The organism is Rhizobium sp. GR12, assembly GCF_036596185.1.
Taxonomy (GTDB): domain Bacteria; phylum Pseudomonadota; class Alphaproteobacteria; order Rhizobiales; family Rhizobiaceae; genus Agrobacterium; species Agrobacterium nepotum.
On record NZ_JASXTH010000011.1, the window covers coordinates 155,712 to 170,190 of the forward strand.

Annotated in this window: 15 protein-coding genes; 13 read left to right on the top strand and 2 right to left on the bottom strand. The window is 56.3% G+C overall.

Annotated features, from left to right (window positions below):
- Positions 1-3 precede the first annotated feature (3 nt).
- The 4 genes from QSK43_RS19760 to QSK43_RS19775 all read left to right on the top strand — a co-directional run bounded on the left by QSK43_RS19760 (position 4) and on the right by QSK43_RS19775 (position 3,904).
- Entirely contained in the window at positions 4-1,527 is a 1,524-nt protein-coding gene (locus QSK43_RS19760) for an ABC transporter ATP-binding protein (protein WP_332304881.1), read from the top strand.
- A complete protein-coding gene (locus tag QSK43_RS19765) occupies positions 1,524-2,636 on the top strand; it encodes an ABC transporter permease (RefSeq protein WP_332304882.1) in 1,113 nt (370 codons plus the stop codon). The genes QSK43_RS19760 and QSK43_RS19765 overlap by 4 nt, the downstream gene beginning before the upstream one ends.
- On the top strand, positions 2,633-3,544 hold the full coding sequence (locus QSK43_RS19770) for an ABC transporter permease (RefSeq protein ID WP_332304883.1): 912 nt from the start codon (positions 2,633-2,635) through the stop codon (positions 3,542-3,544). The genes QSK43_RS19765 and QSK43_RS19770 overlap by 4 nt, the downstream gene beginning before the upstream one ends.
- A 147-nt stretch (positions 3,545-3,691) precedes the next feature.
- Positions 3,692-3,904, top strand: coding sequence for a hypothetical protein (locus QSK43_RS19775; RefSeq protein WP_332304951.1), 213 nt, complete (start codon positions 3,692-3,694; stop codon positions 3,902-3,904).
- A gap of 361 nt (positions 3,905-4,265) precedes the next feature.
- On the opposite strand, the gene QSK43_RS19780 is transcribed toward QSK43_RS19775, so the two are convergent.
- Both QSK43_RS19780 and QSK43_RS19785 read right to left on the bottom strand, forming a co-directional pair.
- Positions 4,266-5,300: an IS110 family transposase gene (locus QSK43_RS19780; RefSeq protein ID WP_332304884.1), complete on the bottom strand. Its 1,035-nt coding sequence runs from the start codon at positions 5,298-5,300 to the stop codon at positions 4,266-4,268.
- A 116-nt stretch (positions 5,301-5,416) separates the two neighbouring features.
- A complete protein-coding gene (locus QSK43_RS19785) occupies positions 5,417-6,553 on the bottom strand; it encodes a GGDEF domain-containing protein (protein ID WP_332304885.1) in 1,137 nt (378 codons plus the stop codon).
- Positions 6,554-6,917: 364 nt separating this feature from the next.
- On the opposite strand from QSK43_RS19785, the gene QSK43_RS19790 reads away from it, so the two are divergent.
- From QSK43_RS19790 to QSK43_RS19830, 9 genes are all read left to right on the top strand, one after another.
- Positions 6,918-7,118, top strand: coding sequence for a hypothetical protein (locus QSK43_RS19790; RefSeq protein ID WP_332304886.1), 201 nt, complete (start codon positions 6,918-6,920; stop codon positions 7,116-7,118).
- Between the two features lie 453 nt (positions 7,119-7,571).
- Entirely contained in the window at positions 7,572-7,961 is a 390-nt protein-coding gene (locus QSK43_RS19795; protein WP_332304887.1) for a hypothetical protein, read from the top strand.
- 76 nt (positions 7,962-8,037) lie between these two features.
- The gene (locus QSK43_RS19800) at positions 8,038-9,078 is read left to right on the top strand and encodes an ABC transporter substrate-binding protein (protein WP_332304888.1); all 1,041 of its coding nucleotides are present in this window, start codon (positions 8,038-8,040) and stop codon (positions 9,076-9,078) included.
- 9 nt (positions 9,079-9,087) lie between these two features.
- On the top strand, positions 9,088-9,972 hold the full coding sequence (locus QSK43_RS19805; protein WP_332304889.1) for an ABC transporter permease: 885 nt from the start codon (positions 9,088-9,090) through the stop codon (positions 9,970-9,972).
- A gap of 9 nt (positions 9,973-9,981) precedes the next feature.
- Positions 9,982-10,785 carry an ABC transporter permease gene (locus QSK43_RS19810; RefSeq protein ID WP_332304890.1) on the top strand — a complete coding sequence of 268 codons (804 nt, stop codon included), beginning with the start codon at positions 9,982-9,984 and terminating at the stop codon, positions 10,783-10,785.
- Positions 10,782-11,861 carry an ABC transporter ATP-binding protein gene (locus QSK43_RS19815; RefSeq protein WP_332304891.1) on the top strand — a complete coding sequence of 360 codons (1,080 nt, stop codon included), beginning with the start codon at positions 10,782-10,784 and terminating at the stop codon, positions 11,859-11,861. The genes QSK43_RS19810 and QSK43_RS19815 overlap by 4 nt, the downstream gene beginning before the upstream one ends.
- A gap of 109 nt (positions 11,862-11,970) precedes the next feature.
- Positions 11,971-12,837 carry a TauD/TfdA dioxygenase family protein gene (locus QSK43_RS19820; RefSeq protein ID WP_332304892.1) on the top strand — a complete coding sequence of 289 codons (867 nt, stop codon included), beginning with the start codon at positions 11,971-11,973 and terminating at the stop codon, positions 12,835-12,837.
- Positions 12,838-12,869: 32 nt separating this feature from the next.
- Positions 12,870-13,520 carry an RraA family protein gene (locus tag QSK43_RS19825; protein WP_332304893.1) on the top strand — a complete coding sequence of 217 codons (651 nt, stop codon included), beginning with the start codon at positions 12,870-12,872 and terminating at the stop codon, positions 13,518-13,520.
- The gene (locus tag QSK43_RS19830) at positions 13,517-14,473 is read left to right on the top strand and encodes a carbon-nitrogen hydrolase family protein (RefSeq protein ID WP_332304894.1); all 957 of its coding nucleotides are present in this window, start codon (positions 13,517-13,519) and stop codon (positions 14,471-14,473) included. The genes QSK43_RS19825 and QSK43_RS19830 overlap by 4 nt, the downstream gene beginning before the upstream one ends.
- The last annotated feature ends 6 nt before the right edge of the window (positions 14,474-14,479 follow it).

Consider the following 14,479-nt stretch of genomic DNA (forward strand, 5'->3'; position numbering starts at 1 on the left):
GCCATGACTACCCCGCTCCTGTCACTCCGCGGCATTTCAAAGAGCTACGGCCAGACCCGTGCCAATCAGGCAATCGATCTGGATGTGGCTCCGAACTCTATCCACGCGATTCTCGGAGAAAACGGGGCGGGGAAGTCCACGCTGATGAAACTGATCTACGGCGTGGAGCAACCGGATGACGGCATCGTCACCTGGGAAGGACAACGTTTACACCTGGCCTCGCCAGCAAGTGCCAGACGCCACGGCATTGGAATGGTGTTTCAGCACTTCTCTTTATTCGAGACCCTGACGGTTCTGGAAAACATCAGGCTGGTCGTTCCCGGCCGCACGGCGGATCTCAAGGAAAAGATCCAGACGCTCGGGCGCGAGTTTGGCCTCGACGTTGATCCTCTCGCCCACGTCCATGCGCTATCCGTGGGTGAACGGCAGCGGGTTGAGATCATTCGCTGCCTGATGACCAATCCGAAACTGCTCATCCTCGACGAACCCACCTCGGTCCTGCCACCGCAAATGGTGGAGAAGCTGTTCGATACCCTGCGCCGTTTGCGCGACGTCGGGGTGTCCATCCTGTTCATCTCCCACAAGCTGGAGGAAATCCGGGCCATATGCGACCGGGCAACAATCCTGCGCGGCGGGCGTGTCACCGGCGATATCGATCCACGCGAACATGATGCCCATGATCTCGCCAGCATGATGATCGGCCGCGACATGCCGGCGCCTATACCGGCGCAGGCGATATCCGGGGGGGAAAAACAACTGGAGATCGCCGGCCTGGACTACACCCCTGCCGATCCTTTCGGTGTTTCGCTGTCCAGCATCACCCTTGAGGTAAAAGCCGGTGAAATTCTCGGCATCGCCGGTATCTCGGGTAATGGCCAAAGCGAGCTTGCGGAGCTGATCTCCGGTGAGACTTTGCTTGGACGTGAACAGCGCGACCGAATTTACATGATGGGGCAAGATGTCGGCAGGTTTGACGCCGCCGCCCGCCGCAAGCTCGGGTTCGCCTTTGTACCGGAAGACCGCCTGGGGCGAGGTGCCGTGCCTGAAATGTCGCTTGTTCTCAACGGCCTGCTCACGGCCCATCCGCTCCAGCTTCTCAAACGCGGTCTCATTGACAAGGCGCAAGCAGTCGCGTTCACCGAAGACTGCATTCGCCAATACGATGTCCGCACGCCAGGCCCACAGGTGGAGGCGGGCAGCTTGTCCGGCGGGAACCTGCAGAAATTCATCGTCGGTCGCGAGATCATGTTGTCGCCCAGGCTGCTGTTTGTGGCTCAGCCGACCTGGGGCGTCGATATCGGGGCCGCATCGGCCATACGAAGCCGTCTTGTCACTTTGCGCAATGAAGGCATGGCGATCCTTGTGATATCCGAAGAACTGGAGGAATTGTTCGCACTTTGCGATTCCATCCAGGTGTTGCACCACGGAACCCTGAGCAGACCGCTCGTGACACGTGACACCAGGCCCGAGGAAATCGGCCGGTATATGATCGGGGCGCAGCACACGCCCGAAAAGGTGCAAGCATGAGTTTCTGGTCGCTGGCTTTTCTCCCTGGCCTCGTACGCCGCGAGCGCGCATCACTGGCCGCAACCCTGATTGCGCCCGTTGTTGCCCTGGCCCTCGCCATCATTCTCAATCTCGGCCTCTATGTGTTGATGGGCCGCGACCCGGTTGCGGTGGTCCATGCGATGCTTCTGGAGCCGTTTCTCTCCTGGGCTTCGTTTTCAGAAGTGCTGTTGAAAGCGGGGCCGTTGCTCTTGATCGCCCAGGGTCTGGCAATCGGTTTCCGCGCCAGGATATTCAACATCGGGGCTGAAGGACAGTTCATTCTCGGTGCCATATTCGCCTCCGCCATACCCGTCTGGTTTCCGCAGGCATCAGGCCAGTGGATATGGCCATTGATGCTGATCCTGGGAGCGATCGGAGGCGCGCTTTGGGCATCGCTCACCGCTTTCTGGCGTGTCCGGCTGAACGCCAACGAAATCCTGGTGTCACTGATGCTCAGTCTTGTTGCCGCACAGGTTCTCAACTACCTGTTGCTTGGCCCCTGGAAAGACCCGCACGGCTTCAATTTTCCGCAATCGGTCATGTTCCAGTATGACGCGATGGTGCCGACATTGATTTCAGGCACACGCGTCAATGTTTCGATTCTCATCGCGCTGGCGCTCTCGGTTGCAGCGTGGGTTTTCATGCAGAAGAGCTTTTCAGGCTATAAGCTTCAGGTTGGCGGGCTGGCACCAGGAGCCGCAAGCTATGCAGGCTTTAGCCAAAATCGGGCGATCTGGTTTTCGTTGCTAATCGGCGGTTTTGCTGCAGGTCTTGCAGGCGCCGCAGAGGTTGCCGGGCCGCTTGGCCAGTTACAGCGCTCGATTTCCACCGGCTACGGCTATGCAGCCATTATCGTTGCATATCTCGGAGGCCTGCACCCCATCGGCATTATCGTGTCCGCACTTGTCATGGCAGTCATCTACATTGGCGGTGACAACGCCATGGTTTCGGCCAACCTGCCGATCGCCGCCGTGCGTGTCTTTCAGGGCAGTTTGCTGCTGGCGTACCTCGTCTCCGTCACCTTCGTGCGATACCGTCTCGCGTGGTCTCGGGCCCCAGGGAATACCCGATCCAGGAGCTTGCCATGAACGCCATCGAATTCATCATATCGGGCATGCTTGCCGCCGCTACGCCGTTTCTGCTGGCAGCACTTGGTGAACTGGTTGTGGAACGCGCCGGCGTTCTCAATCTTGGGGTCGAAGGACTAATGGCGCTTGGCGCCGTGCTCGCCTTTATCGTTGTTTACCACGGAGGCGGCCATATCCTGGGTTTTATTGCAGCAGGCCTTGGCGGCGCGGCCCTATCGCTGGTGTTTGCCATCGTTGCGCTGGGGTTTAGGGCAAATCAGGTGGCCACCGGCCTTGCGATCGGTATTCTTGGACAGGGCCTATCGGCCCTATTTGGCAAAACCTATGAGAGCATGACGGTCAGGCCCCTGCCCAAACTGTCCGTGCCATGGCTTTCCGACAGTCCTGTGATCGGTGGACTGTTTACTCAGGACATCGTGGTGTGGATTTCGCTTGTGACAACGCTCGTCATATGGGCGACATTCAGCTACGCAAAGCTTGGCCTCGTTATCCGCGCCGTCGGCGAAAATCCCAAGGCGGCCCATGCCATCGGATATCCTGTCATTTCCATTCGCGTTCTGGCCGTCATATTCGGTGGCGCGATGGCGGGGTTTGCCGGTGCCTATGCTGCGGTGATCTATACACCGCTGTGGGCCGACGGAATGATTGCCGGTCGTGGCTGGATCGCCATCGCTCTCGTCGTCTTCGGCACCTGGATGACCGGACGCATCTTCCTCGGCGCCTGCCTTTTCGGGGCTGTTTCCCTGATGGGACTGGCAGCACAGGCGACAGGGATGAATGTTCCGTCGCAATTATTGTCCAGCCTGCCATACCTCGTCACGATCATCGTGCTTGGCATCATTTCTGCAAACAGACGGCTGCTGAAACTGAATGGCGTGGCCTCTCTGGGAGAGAATTTTGAGCGTTAGAAATGGCAGTGTATTCGTAACGCAAGCGTAGGTGGCCCTCGTCAAGGACAGACCCCCGCGAGAAACAGGGGCAAGTTCCTCACAAAACCGCTCCTCGGGAAGCAGAACGCCGGCAGGCTCAGGTAGATCGAGCGCCAGATGAGGGCCGTGGACGAAGCCATCATGGTCCTGATTTCCAATGATGCTCCTCTCGGGGACAGGTTTGATATCCTCGGCGTAGCGATTATTGGCGGAACACTCATGGTGGCGACCGATTTCCTGGGCCGAACGATCGTGTCTCCGTATCAGATCCCCGCTGGCCTGGTTTTTCGTCCGGTTTGCATCGAGACCCTCAGCGGAGATGTGGAAGGGCTAACATAAAACCTGAGCAAGAGCGGACTTCATATCACCAGTCGGATCACGCAAGACTTCCGGCATCTGCTTGAAACATGGGTCAATTCTCAATGGAAATGTCCGGCTGCGCCGGGACAGCTCCCAGTGGAACGTATGGCCCGCCCTGCTTGCAAGTGATTTTTTGATACCTGAACAGTCTGCTTCAACGTATTCGGTCTCACGGTCATACCGTGGCCAAGATGGATATCCGCACGTTCAGCGCCACGATAATCAACACGGTTTCCAAGAACCATTTCCACTGCTGGGCTATCTGAACGCCGATCGACTGTCAGGCCATCTCCATTCCACTCGCAAACATCGTAGGCTGCGCATCAGAGCAGCCAATTACCTAATTTACCGCTACGCCATAAGACCGCTCATATGGCAGACCTTTGCGCAACACCGCCCACGCGATACGCGCCAGTTTGTTCGCCAAGGCCACGATGACGACATTACGTGCCACGCCTCTGGACAACATCGCTCTGAGCCATTGGCCGATCGGCGTGTCGCTCTTACTGAGCGTGTGCATCGCCGCTCGAGCACCATGAACGAGCAGGGTTCGCAGATATGTATTGCCGCGCTTGGTTATGCCAAGCAGCCGCGCCTTGCCACCGGTCGTGAACTGACGAGGCACAAGTCCCAACCATGCTCCAAGATCTCGGGCGAGCTGGAAGCTGCTGGCATCTCCGATCGCTGCAACGAGCGCGGTCGCATTCAAGACACCGATCCCAGGTATTGAAGTCAGACGACGCATTGCGCTGTTATGCTTGGCGAGCGCTACGAACTCCGTGTTCAACGTCTCAATCTTCTGGTCGAGCCTTCGCCATTCGTCTCGCAATTCCAGGATCAGGCTTCGGATGCGCGGCGACAAAACGTCGTTGCCTCCGGCAATAAGGTCATCAAGAGCACTTTCGAACTTCACGCGCCCGGCAGGGAACACCACACCTCGTTCCAGAAGAATTGCGCGGAGCTGATTGATCAAGGTCGTGCGCTCAGCAACCAGGCGTGACCAAACCCGATGCAGCGTCTGGATATCAAGTTGCTCTTGGCTCTTCAGGTCCACGAACCGCATCGTCGGGCGAGACGCCGCCTCGGCAACTCCCTCTGCATCTCGATCATCATTCTTCTGTGCTTTTACGTAAGGCCTGACATATTCCGGCGACATAAGCCGCACGTCATGACCAGCAGCGGCAAAGAGCCGACCAAGATGATGTGCGCCGCAGCATGCTTCCATCGCGATGACGCAGCGTGGCAGCTTCTCGACAAAATCAATCAATGTCTGTCGCCGCATTGTTCGACGCAAAATCACGGCACCCTGGCCGTCAACACCAACGACACTGAAGCTGTTCTTCCCAATGTCGACACCCAATATGGAAATCTGCATGGCTCGGCTCCTTTCCCTTCAAAAGAGAGACATCATACTCGATGTTCTCGGAAGGGCGGGCCATCCCATAATCAACACCGTAGTAGGGAGAATGCAGCGGCGGCTTTGAACGCTGCTCATTCGTCTATTCGAACGCAATCGCGCCCGTCGCTTTTTGCTTGATAGAGTGCGCGATCAGCCCGTTCCATCAACGCATGGAGGTCTTCCTTCTCACGCGCAATTGCGATCCCGAAGCTCACCGTTGGATAGGCTTCGCCCGAGACGATACCGGGCGCCACCTCTTTGAACGCTGCCCGAACCTCTTCGGCAAATAGGTAGGCAGCGCCGGCCTTTCCCGGTGGAAGCAACACCGCGAATTCTTCGCCGCCAAGGCGGGCCACGATCGCGTCACGGAGAGTTTTTTCTTTGAGAATCTCGGAAAATCGTCGAATAATTCTATCGCCACCGCTATGTCCGAAGCGGTCGTTGATCGATTTGAAGTGATCGAGGTCACTCAGAATCATTGCTACCGGCGCAGCAGAGGTCTGCCGCGTCAGCGTATCGAGTGCTCGGGGTTCAAAGCCTCGACGATTGAATAATCCCGACAACACGTCGATTTGGGCATCTGATTTGATCCCGTCCATCACGTCGCTCGCGATCACCGCAAATATCCCTACGGCCGTCATCGCGCAAATAAGAGCATCCGAGATAGAGACAACCAGCCAGTAAGCTCCTTCAAACTGTTCGTTTGGGAGGCCGGACGCGAGCAAGAACAAGGGACGAAGAAGGAATCCCACACACGAGACGACTATCAGGCCAAGAAGCACTTGCTCGACGGGAGTGCGATCAGAGTGCCTTGCAACATCAGGCAGCATCAGGAAACCGACGGCAGCAAGAGCGAAATTGAAGGTGATCACTCGTGCCAGCAGGCTTGGTTCTATGAACTGATTGTAATAGAGCGATCCCAAAGCAATAAACGAGATGATCAAGAGGACGCCATAGCGCGGCTGTTGTCCGCGCCGGTTAGACAACCCAATGGACAGGAACAGCATTGACATCATCAAGAATGTGTTGGCCAGAAGGCGCAGAATCGGATTCTCGAGAACAAAAGCAAAATAGAAAAGCCCAAAACACAGGGATCTTATTCCGTATGAAATACTCAATATGCCAATATATCTGAATTGGTGGTGATGGCGCCAAAGCACGAAGAGGGACGCGCAGAATATTGCGGACATGCTCGTATTCAGCAAACCGATGACGTTGTAGTAGTTCATACCTGACTGCATATGCCGACCTCTGCACCAGCCTCCACTCGTGAAAGACGCGATAGCACGGCACCTGTAAATATCAGGTGTACTCGGCCGTGCCGGGTCCACGAAGCGTCATCGATTGTTCGACCTTGGTGTTGTCTGGCACGCTATCAACCGTACGCTCTCAAGATGGGGGACGCTCCTGCCCCCGACCATCCCGGAAAACGCATACTAACGGACAACCCGCGCCGACAGGGTTTCCCGGCGCCAGCGCTGTGGCGGCCTCTTCTTCCCCGATCACCGCGCCCGCTGAGAGCCGCCGCACCGGCGAGAGAGGGATTCGAGGCCGACCTGTTGGACCCGCGGACCGAAGACTCGGCTGGCCCCGTTGTGTTCCGGCACCCAGTACGACGGATTTGAGGCCTGTGCCTACCTGATCTACGTCGCGCGCCATGATTTCGGCATGCTGCCTGAACCGCTAGCCGAGGCAACCCGGCGCCTCGCCAATCCCGATCTGAATGCGGCGATGATCTGCCGCGAGTTCGGAATTGAGGTGTTGGATGCCGGTACCTTCAGCCAGCCGCGATAGTATCGCAAGCCCCCCTTTGAAGGAGACGACGATCGCGAGCTCGACGGATCCGGGATGACGCGGGCGACGCCACCGTCCAGCAGACGCACGAGGGCGCGGCTTGCGGCTAAGCGCTGCGCGATCGCGTACGGTCCCGGTTTTCACTCGGAATCGGCACCTCCCGTTCCGCATTTACCGTGCTTCGCGGCTTCAACTGCCAATTCCATGGCTAATGGCTGATTGAAACCCCGCGCGCATTCAAAGCCTCGTAGCCAAACCTGAATATTCGTGTCCCTCGAAGGCAACCGATCACTTTGCCTTGTCCAAAAGGATATTAAGCTTCATCCTGCTCAGGAATTGTTTTACATTGCGGGGACATGACAGGTGGTGTGCATCCGGACGGCGAAGGTCGCCAAGGCAGTGTCCGGCCACAATTCACTATAAGCTCGGCCGGACTCTCACTGGAGAGTCGTCATGTCAGAACAGTCTTCTGCAATACCAGTTTTGCCGTTCGCGCCCGTTGAGGTATGCGAAGGAATACATAGTGCGATCGCCTTTGAGGTGATGCGTGATCTCTACGGACTTCATGCTGCGACAGTAGCAGCGTGGTGCGCAATTGAAGCGCGTGGCGATGGTGGCGATGACCATTACCGTTTTTGGTTCGGTCTTTTTTGCGAACTGCGCAAGGCCTCCCCCGTCTTTTCTCTCCTTCCGCCCCCGAGCGTGAAAATTGATCGGGATATGTCTGAAGGCGATCATTTCCCGCAGGACGAAAACCTGCGGGACGATCTTGACAGCCTGCTTTGTTCCCAGAACCTCCGAAATTCTATTATTCGTAGAATAGGATTAATAATCGCAAATTAATATTAGATTTCGTCACGAGAACGCCGGCAGTATCTACCGGAAATCCCGAACAATCAGCAAATTACGAGGGCGAACGATGAAACGTGGAATTTTGCTTGTTACATTTATTGTAACAACCGGCACGGCAAGTGCCGCAGTTGCAGAGCAGTTAATCGTCAATAGCTATGGAGGACCATACGAGGATATCATCCGCAGTCGGATCATCGAACCCTTCGAAAAACAGTTCGGTGTGGAGGTCATTTACGATGCGGTGGGATCCGCATCGCAAGATTTTGCCAAAATCAAGGCCACACGCGGCCGGCCGGGTTTCGATGTCGTCGTCATGACTGCCTCACAGTCGCTCGACGGATGCCGGGATGGCTTCCTCGAAAAATTTTCACCGGAAACAGTTCCGAATATTGCAAAACTCAACCCCGAAATCAGCAGGATCGCTGGCCCTTGCGGAGCAGTCCACGAGGTTCAGTATCTCTCGCTTCTGTGGCGCACAGACAAACTTGCATCAGCGCCTGTCTCTTGGTCGGCGTTCTTTCGCGAGGAACTGAAAGGGAAGGTTATTCTCCCGACGTTCCAGAACACCATGGCGGCTTATCTCATGCAGATCATGTCCGTCACCAACGGTGGCGATCTCACCGACAACGTTGATCCCGGTTTCGAAGCGATTGGCAAGCTCGCCAGGCAATCAATCGGTTTCGAACAGTCTTCTTCGATCATGGAAACCTTCCTGAAAGACGGGCAAGTCTGGGCCATGCCATTCTGGAACGGGCGCGCACAACTGCTTGTCGATAGCGGTTTGCCAGTCGATTACGTGAGACCCGAGGAAGGAACGATCCCCCTTGTCGCAACCTTGAACGTGCCAATTGGTGCCCGCAACAAGGAAATGGCGAATAAGTTCGTTGATTTCTTTCTCGAAAAATCCAGCCAGGAAGCCTGGGTCACTGGCTACAATGTCGGTAGCGCCCGCACTGATATTGACGTCCCTGATGACGTTCGCGCACGCCAGATCACCGCCGAAGCCGATCTGAAGACACTTCTCCTCCCCGACCTCTCCACCGTCGCAGCCAAGCTGCCGGAATGGGGAGCGCGTTGGGAGCGCGAAGTGATCGCAGGCGCGCGATAGGGGGGAATGATGACAACGATCGAAATCCTGTCTCCAATTGAACCGTCGCCTCGCCGAGCCTTTACGCTTCGGCCCTATTTTTCGCTGATACCTCCTTCCACCGTTCTTTTGCTCTTCTTTGCCTTACCAATGGGCATGATGATCGGAATGAGTTTTCAAGGTGCCGATGATGAAGCATGGACGACTGCCAACTATCAGCGTTTTTTTTCCGATGAACTGATGCTGACCGGTCTCGGCCGGACAATGCTGATGTCGGGACTGGTCGCTGTTTGCGTGACCGTGATGGCATATCCACTCGCATATTATCTGGCGCGCGCGACGTCTCGCTGGCGCACAATCGTATTTGCGCTTGCTATCGCGCCGGAGCTTGCCGGAGTGGTCCTGCGCACCTACGGCTGGTTGGTGATCCTCGATGATCACGGCTTTATAAACTCGGCATTGATTTGGGCAGGTTTAATCGCCGAACCTTTGCCGCTATCGAAAAATATGTTCGGAGTCGTCGCCGGTCTCACGCACGTCGTCCTTCCTTTCGGGGTACTTTCCCTGTTGACGAGCCTGCAGGGTATCAATCCCAACCTTGAGAAGGCTGCACAAGTCCTAGGGGCGTCCCGTCTTGCCGTGCTCCGGCATATCGTTTTGCCGCTTTCCGTCCCGGGCATCGTCAGTTCTCTGCTCATCGCGTTTACGATGGCGGCCAGTGCCTATGCCACTCCGGCGCTCCTCGGCGGGGCGGGTTTCAAGGTACTCGCTACGATGGTCTACGAACAGGTCCTCTTCTACATCGACTGGCCGTTCGCCGCGGTGATGGCAAATGTGCTGCTGCTTGTAATGCTTGTCGCCGTCTTCATCGGCTCGCGCATTGAAGCGCGTCTCCATAACAAGCTGCATCTATAGGAGATACTCGTGAACAGGTTTTTGTCGATTACGTTCAAAGCTTCGCTGGCCCTCATCCTCACGTTTATCACCCTGCCGCTATTGGTGGTTCTCGTGGCGTCTGTCAGCCCGACGGCGAAGATTGTTTTCTCGCCAACGCTCTGGACGACGAAATGGTATGGCGCACTCATGACCAGTCGCTGGATTGATCCATTTTTGTTAAGCGCCGAACTCGCGCTTGTCGTGACGGTTCTCAGTGGATTGTTCGGTCTCCTGGCAGCCTTTGCGGTCGCTTATGAAAAATGCCCGGGCCATGCCGTGATCATGTCTTTTTTGCTGTCTCCGCTTTCTGTTCCGCAGATCGTCAAAGGGGTCGCAATCGTTCTCTTTCTTTCGTCAACCGGTTTTTATAGCCTTCTCGGGACGCCCGGCCTGATCATGGCCCACGTCATCCTCACGCTGCCTTTTGTCGTGCGGATGATCGCAGGAGCAATGTTCAATTTCGACAAGCGGCTGGACCTAGCGGCACGCATCCTGGGCGCAACCAAGATGCAAAGAGTTCGCTACATCCTGCTTCCCTTGATCAAGCCTGGCCTGTTCTCTGGAATGACCTTCGCGTTCATTCTCTCTTTCAACAATATTCCCCTCTCGGTCTTTCTTGTCCGGCCGGGTGAAACGACACTTCCTATCACCGTGATCAATCACCTCGAATACAGTCTCGATCCGGTTCTGGCGGCAGTCAACGTCACCTCTCTTCTCTTCATTCTCGCCGCCGTATTCCTTTTCGAACGGATTGGCGGGTTCTCGACACAGATACACGGTGGAAGCAAATGAGCACAATGGACATCGAACTGATCGCGATTAGCAAGGATTATGGTACCAATCGCGTTGTTGATAACATCGATCTTTCCATCCCAGCGGGTGAATTCGTCAGCATTCTGGGCCCGTCCGGCTGTGGTAAGACAACGACCCTGAACATGATCGCCGGCTTCTCCGATCCCTCCAGCGGAGACATACGCATCAGAGGGCGAAGCCAGCTGGGCGTTCCTCCGGAAAAGCGTGGGATCGGGCTGGTTTTTCAGAATTATGCCTTGTTCCCTCACATGACGGTTGCCGAAAACGTTGCCTTCGGCCTCAAAATGAAGGGCTGCCCGCGCACCAAAACCGAGACTGAAGTACGGTCCGCATTGAGACGCGTGCATCTTGAGGGCTTTGAACATCGTTATCCCAAGGAGTTGTCCGGCGGTCAGCAGCAACGGACAGCGCTCGCCCGAGCGATCGCGCCGAAGCCGTCACTCCTTCTTCTGGATGAGCCTCTGTCCAATCTCGATCTCAAATTGCGGGAGGCAATGCGCATCGAGCTCAAAGAAATACAGGAAGAGCTTGGAATGACCTTCATCTATGTCACGCATGATCAGGACGAGGCGATGGCGATGTCGGATCGCATCGTGGTGATGCATGGTGGTTTCGTGGCGCAGGAAGGCAAGCCGGACGACATTTATGATAATCCGCGGTCGCGTTTTGTAGCGGACTTCATCGGGAAATCAAATCTGCTTCCAATTGTATCCCTGAGACGGGAGGAGGGATCGATGACCGCTGTTGTCGAGGGCGGTCTTGAACTGGTCGTCGAGCCACCAGAAAACCCTAGCGCGGCCCGGTACTGTTGCCTGCGACCAGAAGCCGTCCGCCTCGCGCCCGAGGGAAAGGAGTTGTCCTCCCCGGTCAATGCGCTAGCTGGAACCGTGACGAGGATCGTCAACCTCGGAGCATATCGCGATTGCTTTGTCACCCTCGCAAACGGGGCCGTTCTCAAATCACTTGTACGATCAACACGACTGCCTGATCTGAAGGTCGGTCAACCAGTCCGTCTCTCAATTGATCCCAAGGCTGTACAGCTGCTTGAAGATTAAATTGATCGCGTATTCGTATCAATGAACTGAAATTGATATTGGAGATACGAAGGTCAGTAACGCTACTCTTCCCTTGCAGAGATGGAAATTTCCAAGGAAGGAACAGGAAATGCTCAACACTCAAAGAATATCGGCCGTACAGGACGGCAGCAACGTTTGTGCCGACATCGTCGGCTTCGACTTCAACAACTATGATGACAGGGACATCGAGGAAGTTCGCAAATACTGGTTGCACTACGGCGTTCTTCGTTTCAAGGCCGCTAACATCAGCGACGAGCAGCAGGTCGCTTTCTCCCGTCATTTCGGCGAGTTTGTCATCCATCCCAAACAGTTGCAGGAGGGCGGGCACCCGACGCACAAGGAGATCCTTGTCATCGCCAATACAATGAAGGACGGAAAGCCGTCAGGCGCGATGGGCAACAGCGAGGCGACCTGGCATACGGATACATGGTTTTACGAGCGGCCGCCGGCAGGTGCAATTCTGCGTGCTGTCGAGGTGCCAGCCGAAGGAGGAGATACCTATTTTCTTTCTACCTATCGGGCCTATGACGCCTTGCCGGAAGACGTTCGCAAAGCAATCAACGGCCGGCAGATATTCTTTCAGAATGTCTATGACAAAACCGGGAAGCTGCGGCTTGGCAAAGTGGCGCCGGCCAGCAAAGACTTTCGGGAGTGGGACGGTATTGCCCACCCGTTGGTGCGTACCCACGCAGAGACCGGTCGAAAGGCGCTTTATCTTGGCGGAACGGCAGAAGGTGCATGGATCGTCGGAATGCCCTTGGATGAAAGCGATGAACTGCTGAAGCGTCTTTGGCAGCACACGACCGAAACAAGCGAGGTATTTGTCCAGAAATGGACGAAAGGCGATATCATGATGTGGGACAATCGCTGCACAATGCATCGCCGCGATTCCTTTGATCCCAATTCGATCCGGATCATGCACCGGACCACGACCTCCGGCGAACGTCCGGTCTGATCCTCTCAGACTCCAGAAAAGCGACCTTAATCATGCAAGAGTACCGGATAGAAAAGGGAGGGGTTCCCCTTCCAACGGACCTTTGTGTCCTGCTGCAGGATGTTGAAACTGCAACGATCGGACATACCGAGCATTTCGGCTTTCTCAACACAGGCATTCGTCCGGTCCTTCCTGCGAAGGTCATTGGGCAGGCATTGACCGTCGCGGCGCCCGGCCGCGACGGCGTCGTCATTTACAAGGCGATCGATCTTGTCCGGCCGGGAGATGTTCTCGTCATCGCAAGGATCGACGGTGACGATATCGCCTGTGTCGGCGGCGGCGTCGCGACAGCGGCAAAGGCACGTGGTGCTGCCGCGATCGTTGTGGACGGACCATGCACGGACGTCGAGGAAATTCTGGCGTTGGGCCTGCCTGTCTGGTGCCGCGGAGTTTCTGCAAAGACGACAAGCCGCACATTGCAGACAGGAGGATCAATAAATGTGCCTGTCGCCTGTGGAGGTACGGCTGTTCTGCCGGGTTTCGCGGTTCTCGCCGACAACTCCGGAATCTTTGTCGCAGAACGTGAGCGAATGCGCAGTCTTGGAGAGATGGCGCTAAAGCGCCAGCAACGATCGGTCCGAGTGCGCGCACATCTGGAAACCGGGCATTCAATCTTCGATTTCAAAGAAGGGCATTCCCAATGAAAATTTCCCTCATTCAAATGAACTCGCAGCCGGATCGCGAAGCCAATCTTCGTCAGGCGGAGGCACTCATGCTGAAAGCCGTAAGGGAGGATGCACCAGACCTGATCGTCCTGCCCGAACATTTCGATTGGTCAGGCGGCACCGCCGTGGAAAAGCTGGCGGCGGCAGACTACATGCCCGGTGGTGCAGCTTACCGGATTGCGCAGGAATTTGCTTGCCGGCACGGATTATGGCTCCATGCTGGCAGCATGCTCGAGCGTGTTCACGGGGAAGAGCGAATATACAACACCACCGTTGTATTCGATCCCGAAGGCAGGGAAGTCGGCCGCTATCGCAAGATTCATCTTTTCGACATCGTGGCTCCCGACGGCAAGGCCTATCGCGAGTCGGCCACAGTCGCACCGGGGCACGACCTGTTTGTCTACGAGGCTGGCGGCTTCCGGATCGGAGCCGCCATCTGCTACGATCTCCGGTTTTCCCGCCTGTTCGATCAACTTGCCGAGAACAAAGTCGACCTGGTCATTCTGCCGGCTGCCTTCACGATGCAGACCGGAAAGGATCATTGGGAGGTCCTGTGCAGGGCGCGCGCCATCGAGTTCCAGGTCTATTTCGCCGCGTGCGGCCAATGGGGCAGTTACGTTGCCGCCGGCGGCGAGACCCGGCAGTGTTTCGGCAACTCGCTGGTTTGCGATCCGTGGGGACAGGTCATCGCCCGCGCCTCGGATGGAACGGGCATTGCGACGGCACGGCTGGACAGCCAACGAATAAATGATGTGCGCCGGCTTATTCCGATGGAGCGCCATCGTCAGCAGTTTCCAAGCGCAGCATCCCGGGCAGGTCTTGCTGAAACGCTGGCACCAACAGCTCAACATCTAGTAGTCGAAAATGCTGCCTGCGACGGGTTATGTTCGACTTGCCGCAGCAGGACAGACCTGCCTGCCTCCTGTGAATAGTCGAGA

Bases quoted from the DNA above. Each gene is read 5' to 3' on its own strand.
- QSK43_RS19760 (WP_332304881.1), top strand. From the start codon at position 4: ATGACTACCCCGCTCCTGTCACTCCGCGGCATTTCAAAGAGCTACGGC.
- QSK43_RS19765 (WP_332304882.1), top strand. From the start codon at position 1,524: ATGAGTTTCTGGTCGCTGGCTTTTCTCCCTGGCCTCGTACGCCGCGAG.
- QSK43_RS19770 (WP_332304883.1), top strand. From the start codon at position 2,633: ATGAACGCCATCGAATTCATCATATCGGGCATGCTTGCCGCCGCTACG.
- QSK43_RS19780 (WP_332304884.1), bottom strand. From the start codon at position 5,300: ATGCAGATTTCCATATTGGGTGTCGACATTGGGAAGAACAGCTTCAGT.
- QSK43_RS19785 (WP_332304885.1), bottom strand. From the start codon at position 6,553: ATGAACTACTACAACGTCATCGGTTTGCTGAATACGAGCATGTCCGCA.
- QSK43_RS19795 (WP_332304887.1), top strand. From the start codon at position 7,572: ATGTCAGAACAGTCTTCTGCAATACCAGTTTTGCCGTTCGCGCCCGTT.
- QSK43_RS19800 (WP_332304888.1), top strand. From the start codon at position 8,038: ATGAAACGTGGAATTTTGCTTGTTACATTTATTGTAACAACCGGCACG.
- QSK43_RS19805 (WP_332304889.1), top strand. From the start codon at position 9,088: ATGACAACGATCGAAATCCTGTCTCCAATTGAACCGTCGCCTCGCCGA.
- QSK43_RS19815 (WP_332304891.1), top strand. From the start codon at position 10,782: ATGAGCACAATGGACATCGAACTGATCGCGATTAGCAAGGATTATGGT.
- QSK43_RS19820 (WP_332304892.1), top strand. From the start codon at position 11,971: ATGCTCAACACTCAAAGAATATCGGCCGTACAGGACGGCAGCAACGTT.
- QSK43_RS19825 (WP_332304893.1), top strand. From the start codon at position 12,870: ATGCAAGAGTACCGGATAGAAAAGGGAGGGGTTCCCCTTCCAACGGAC.
- QSK43_RS19830 (WP_332304894.1), top strand. From the start codon at position 13,517: ATGAAAATTTCCCTCATTCAAATGAACTCGCAGCCGGATCGCGAAGCC.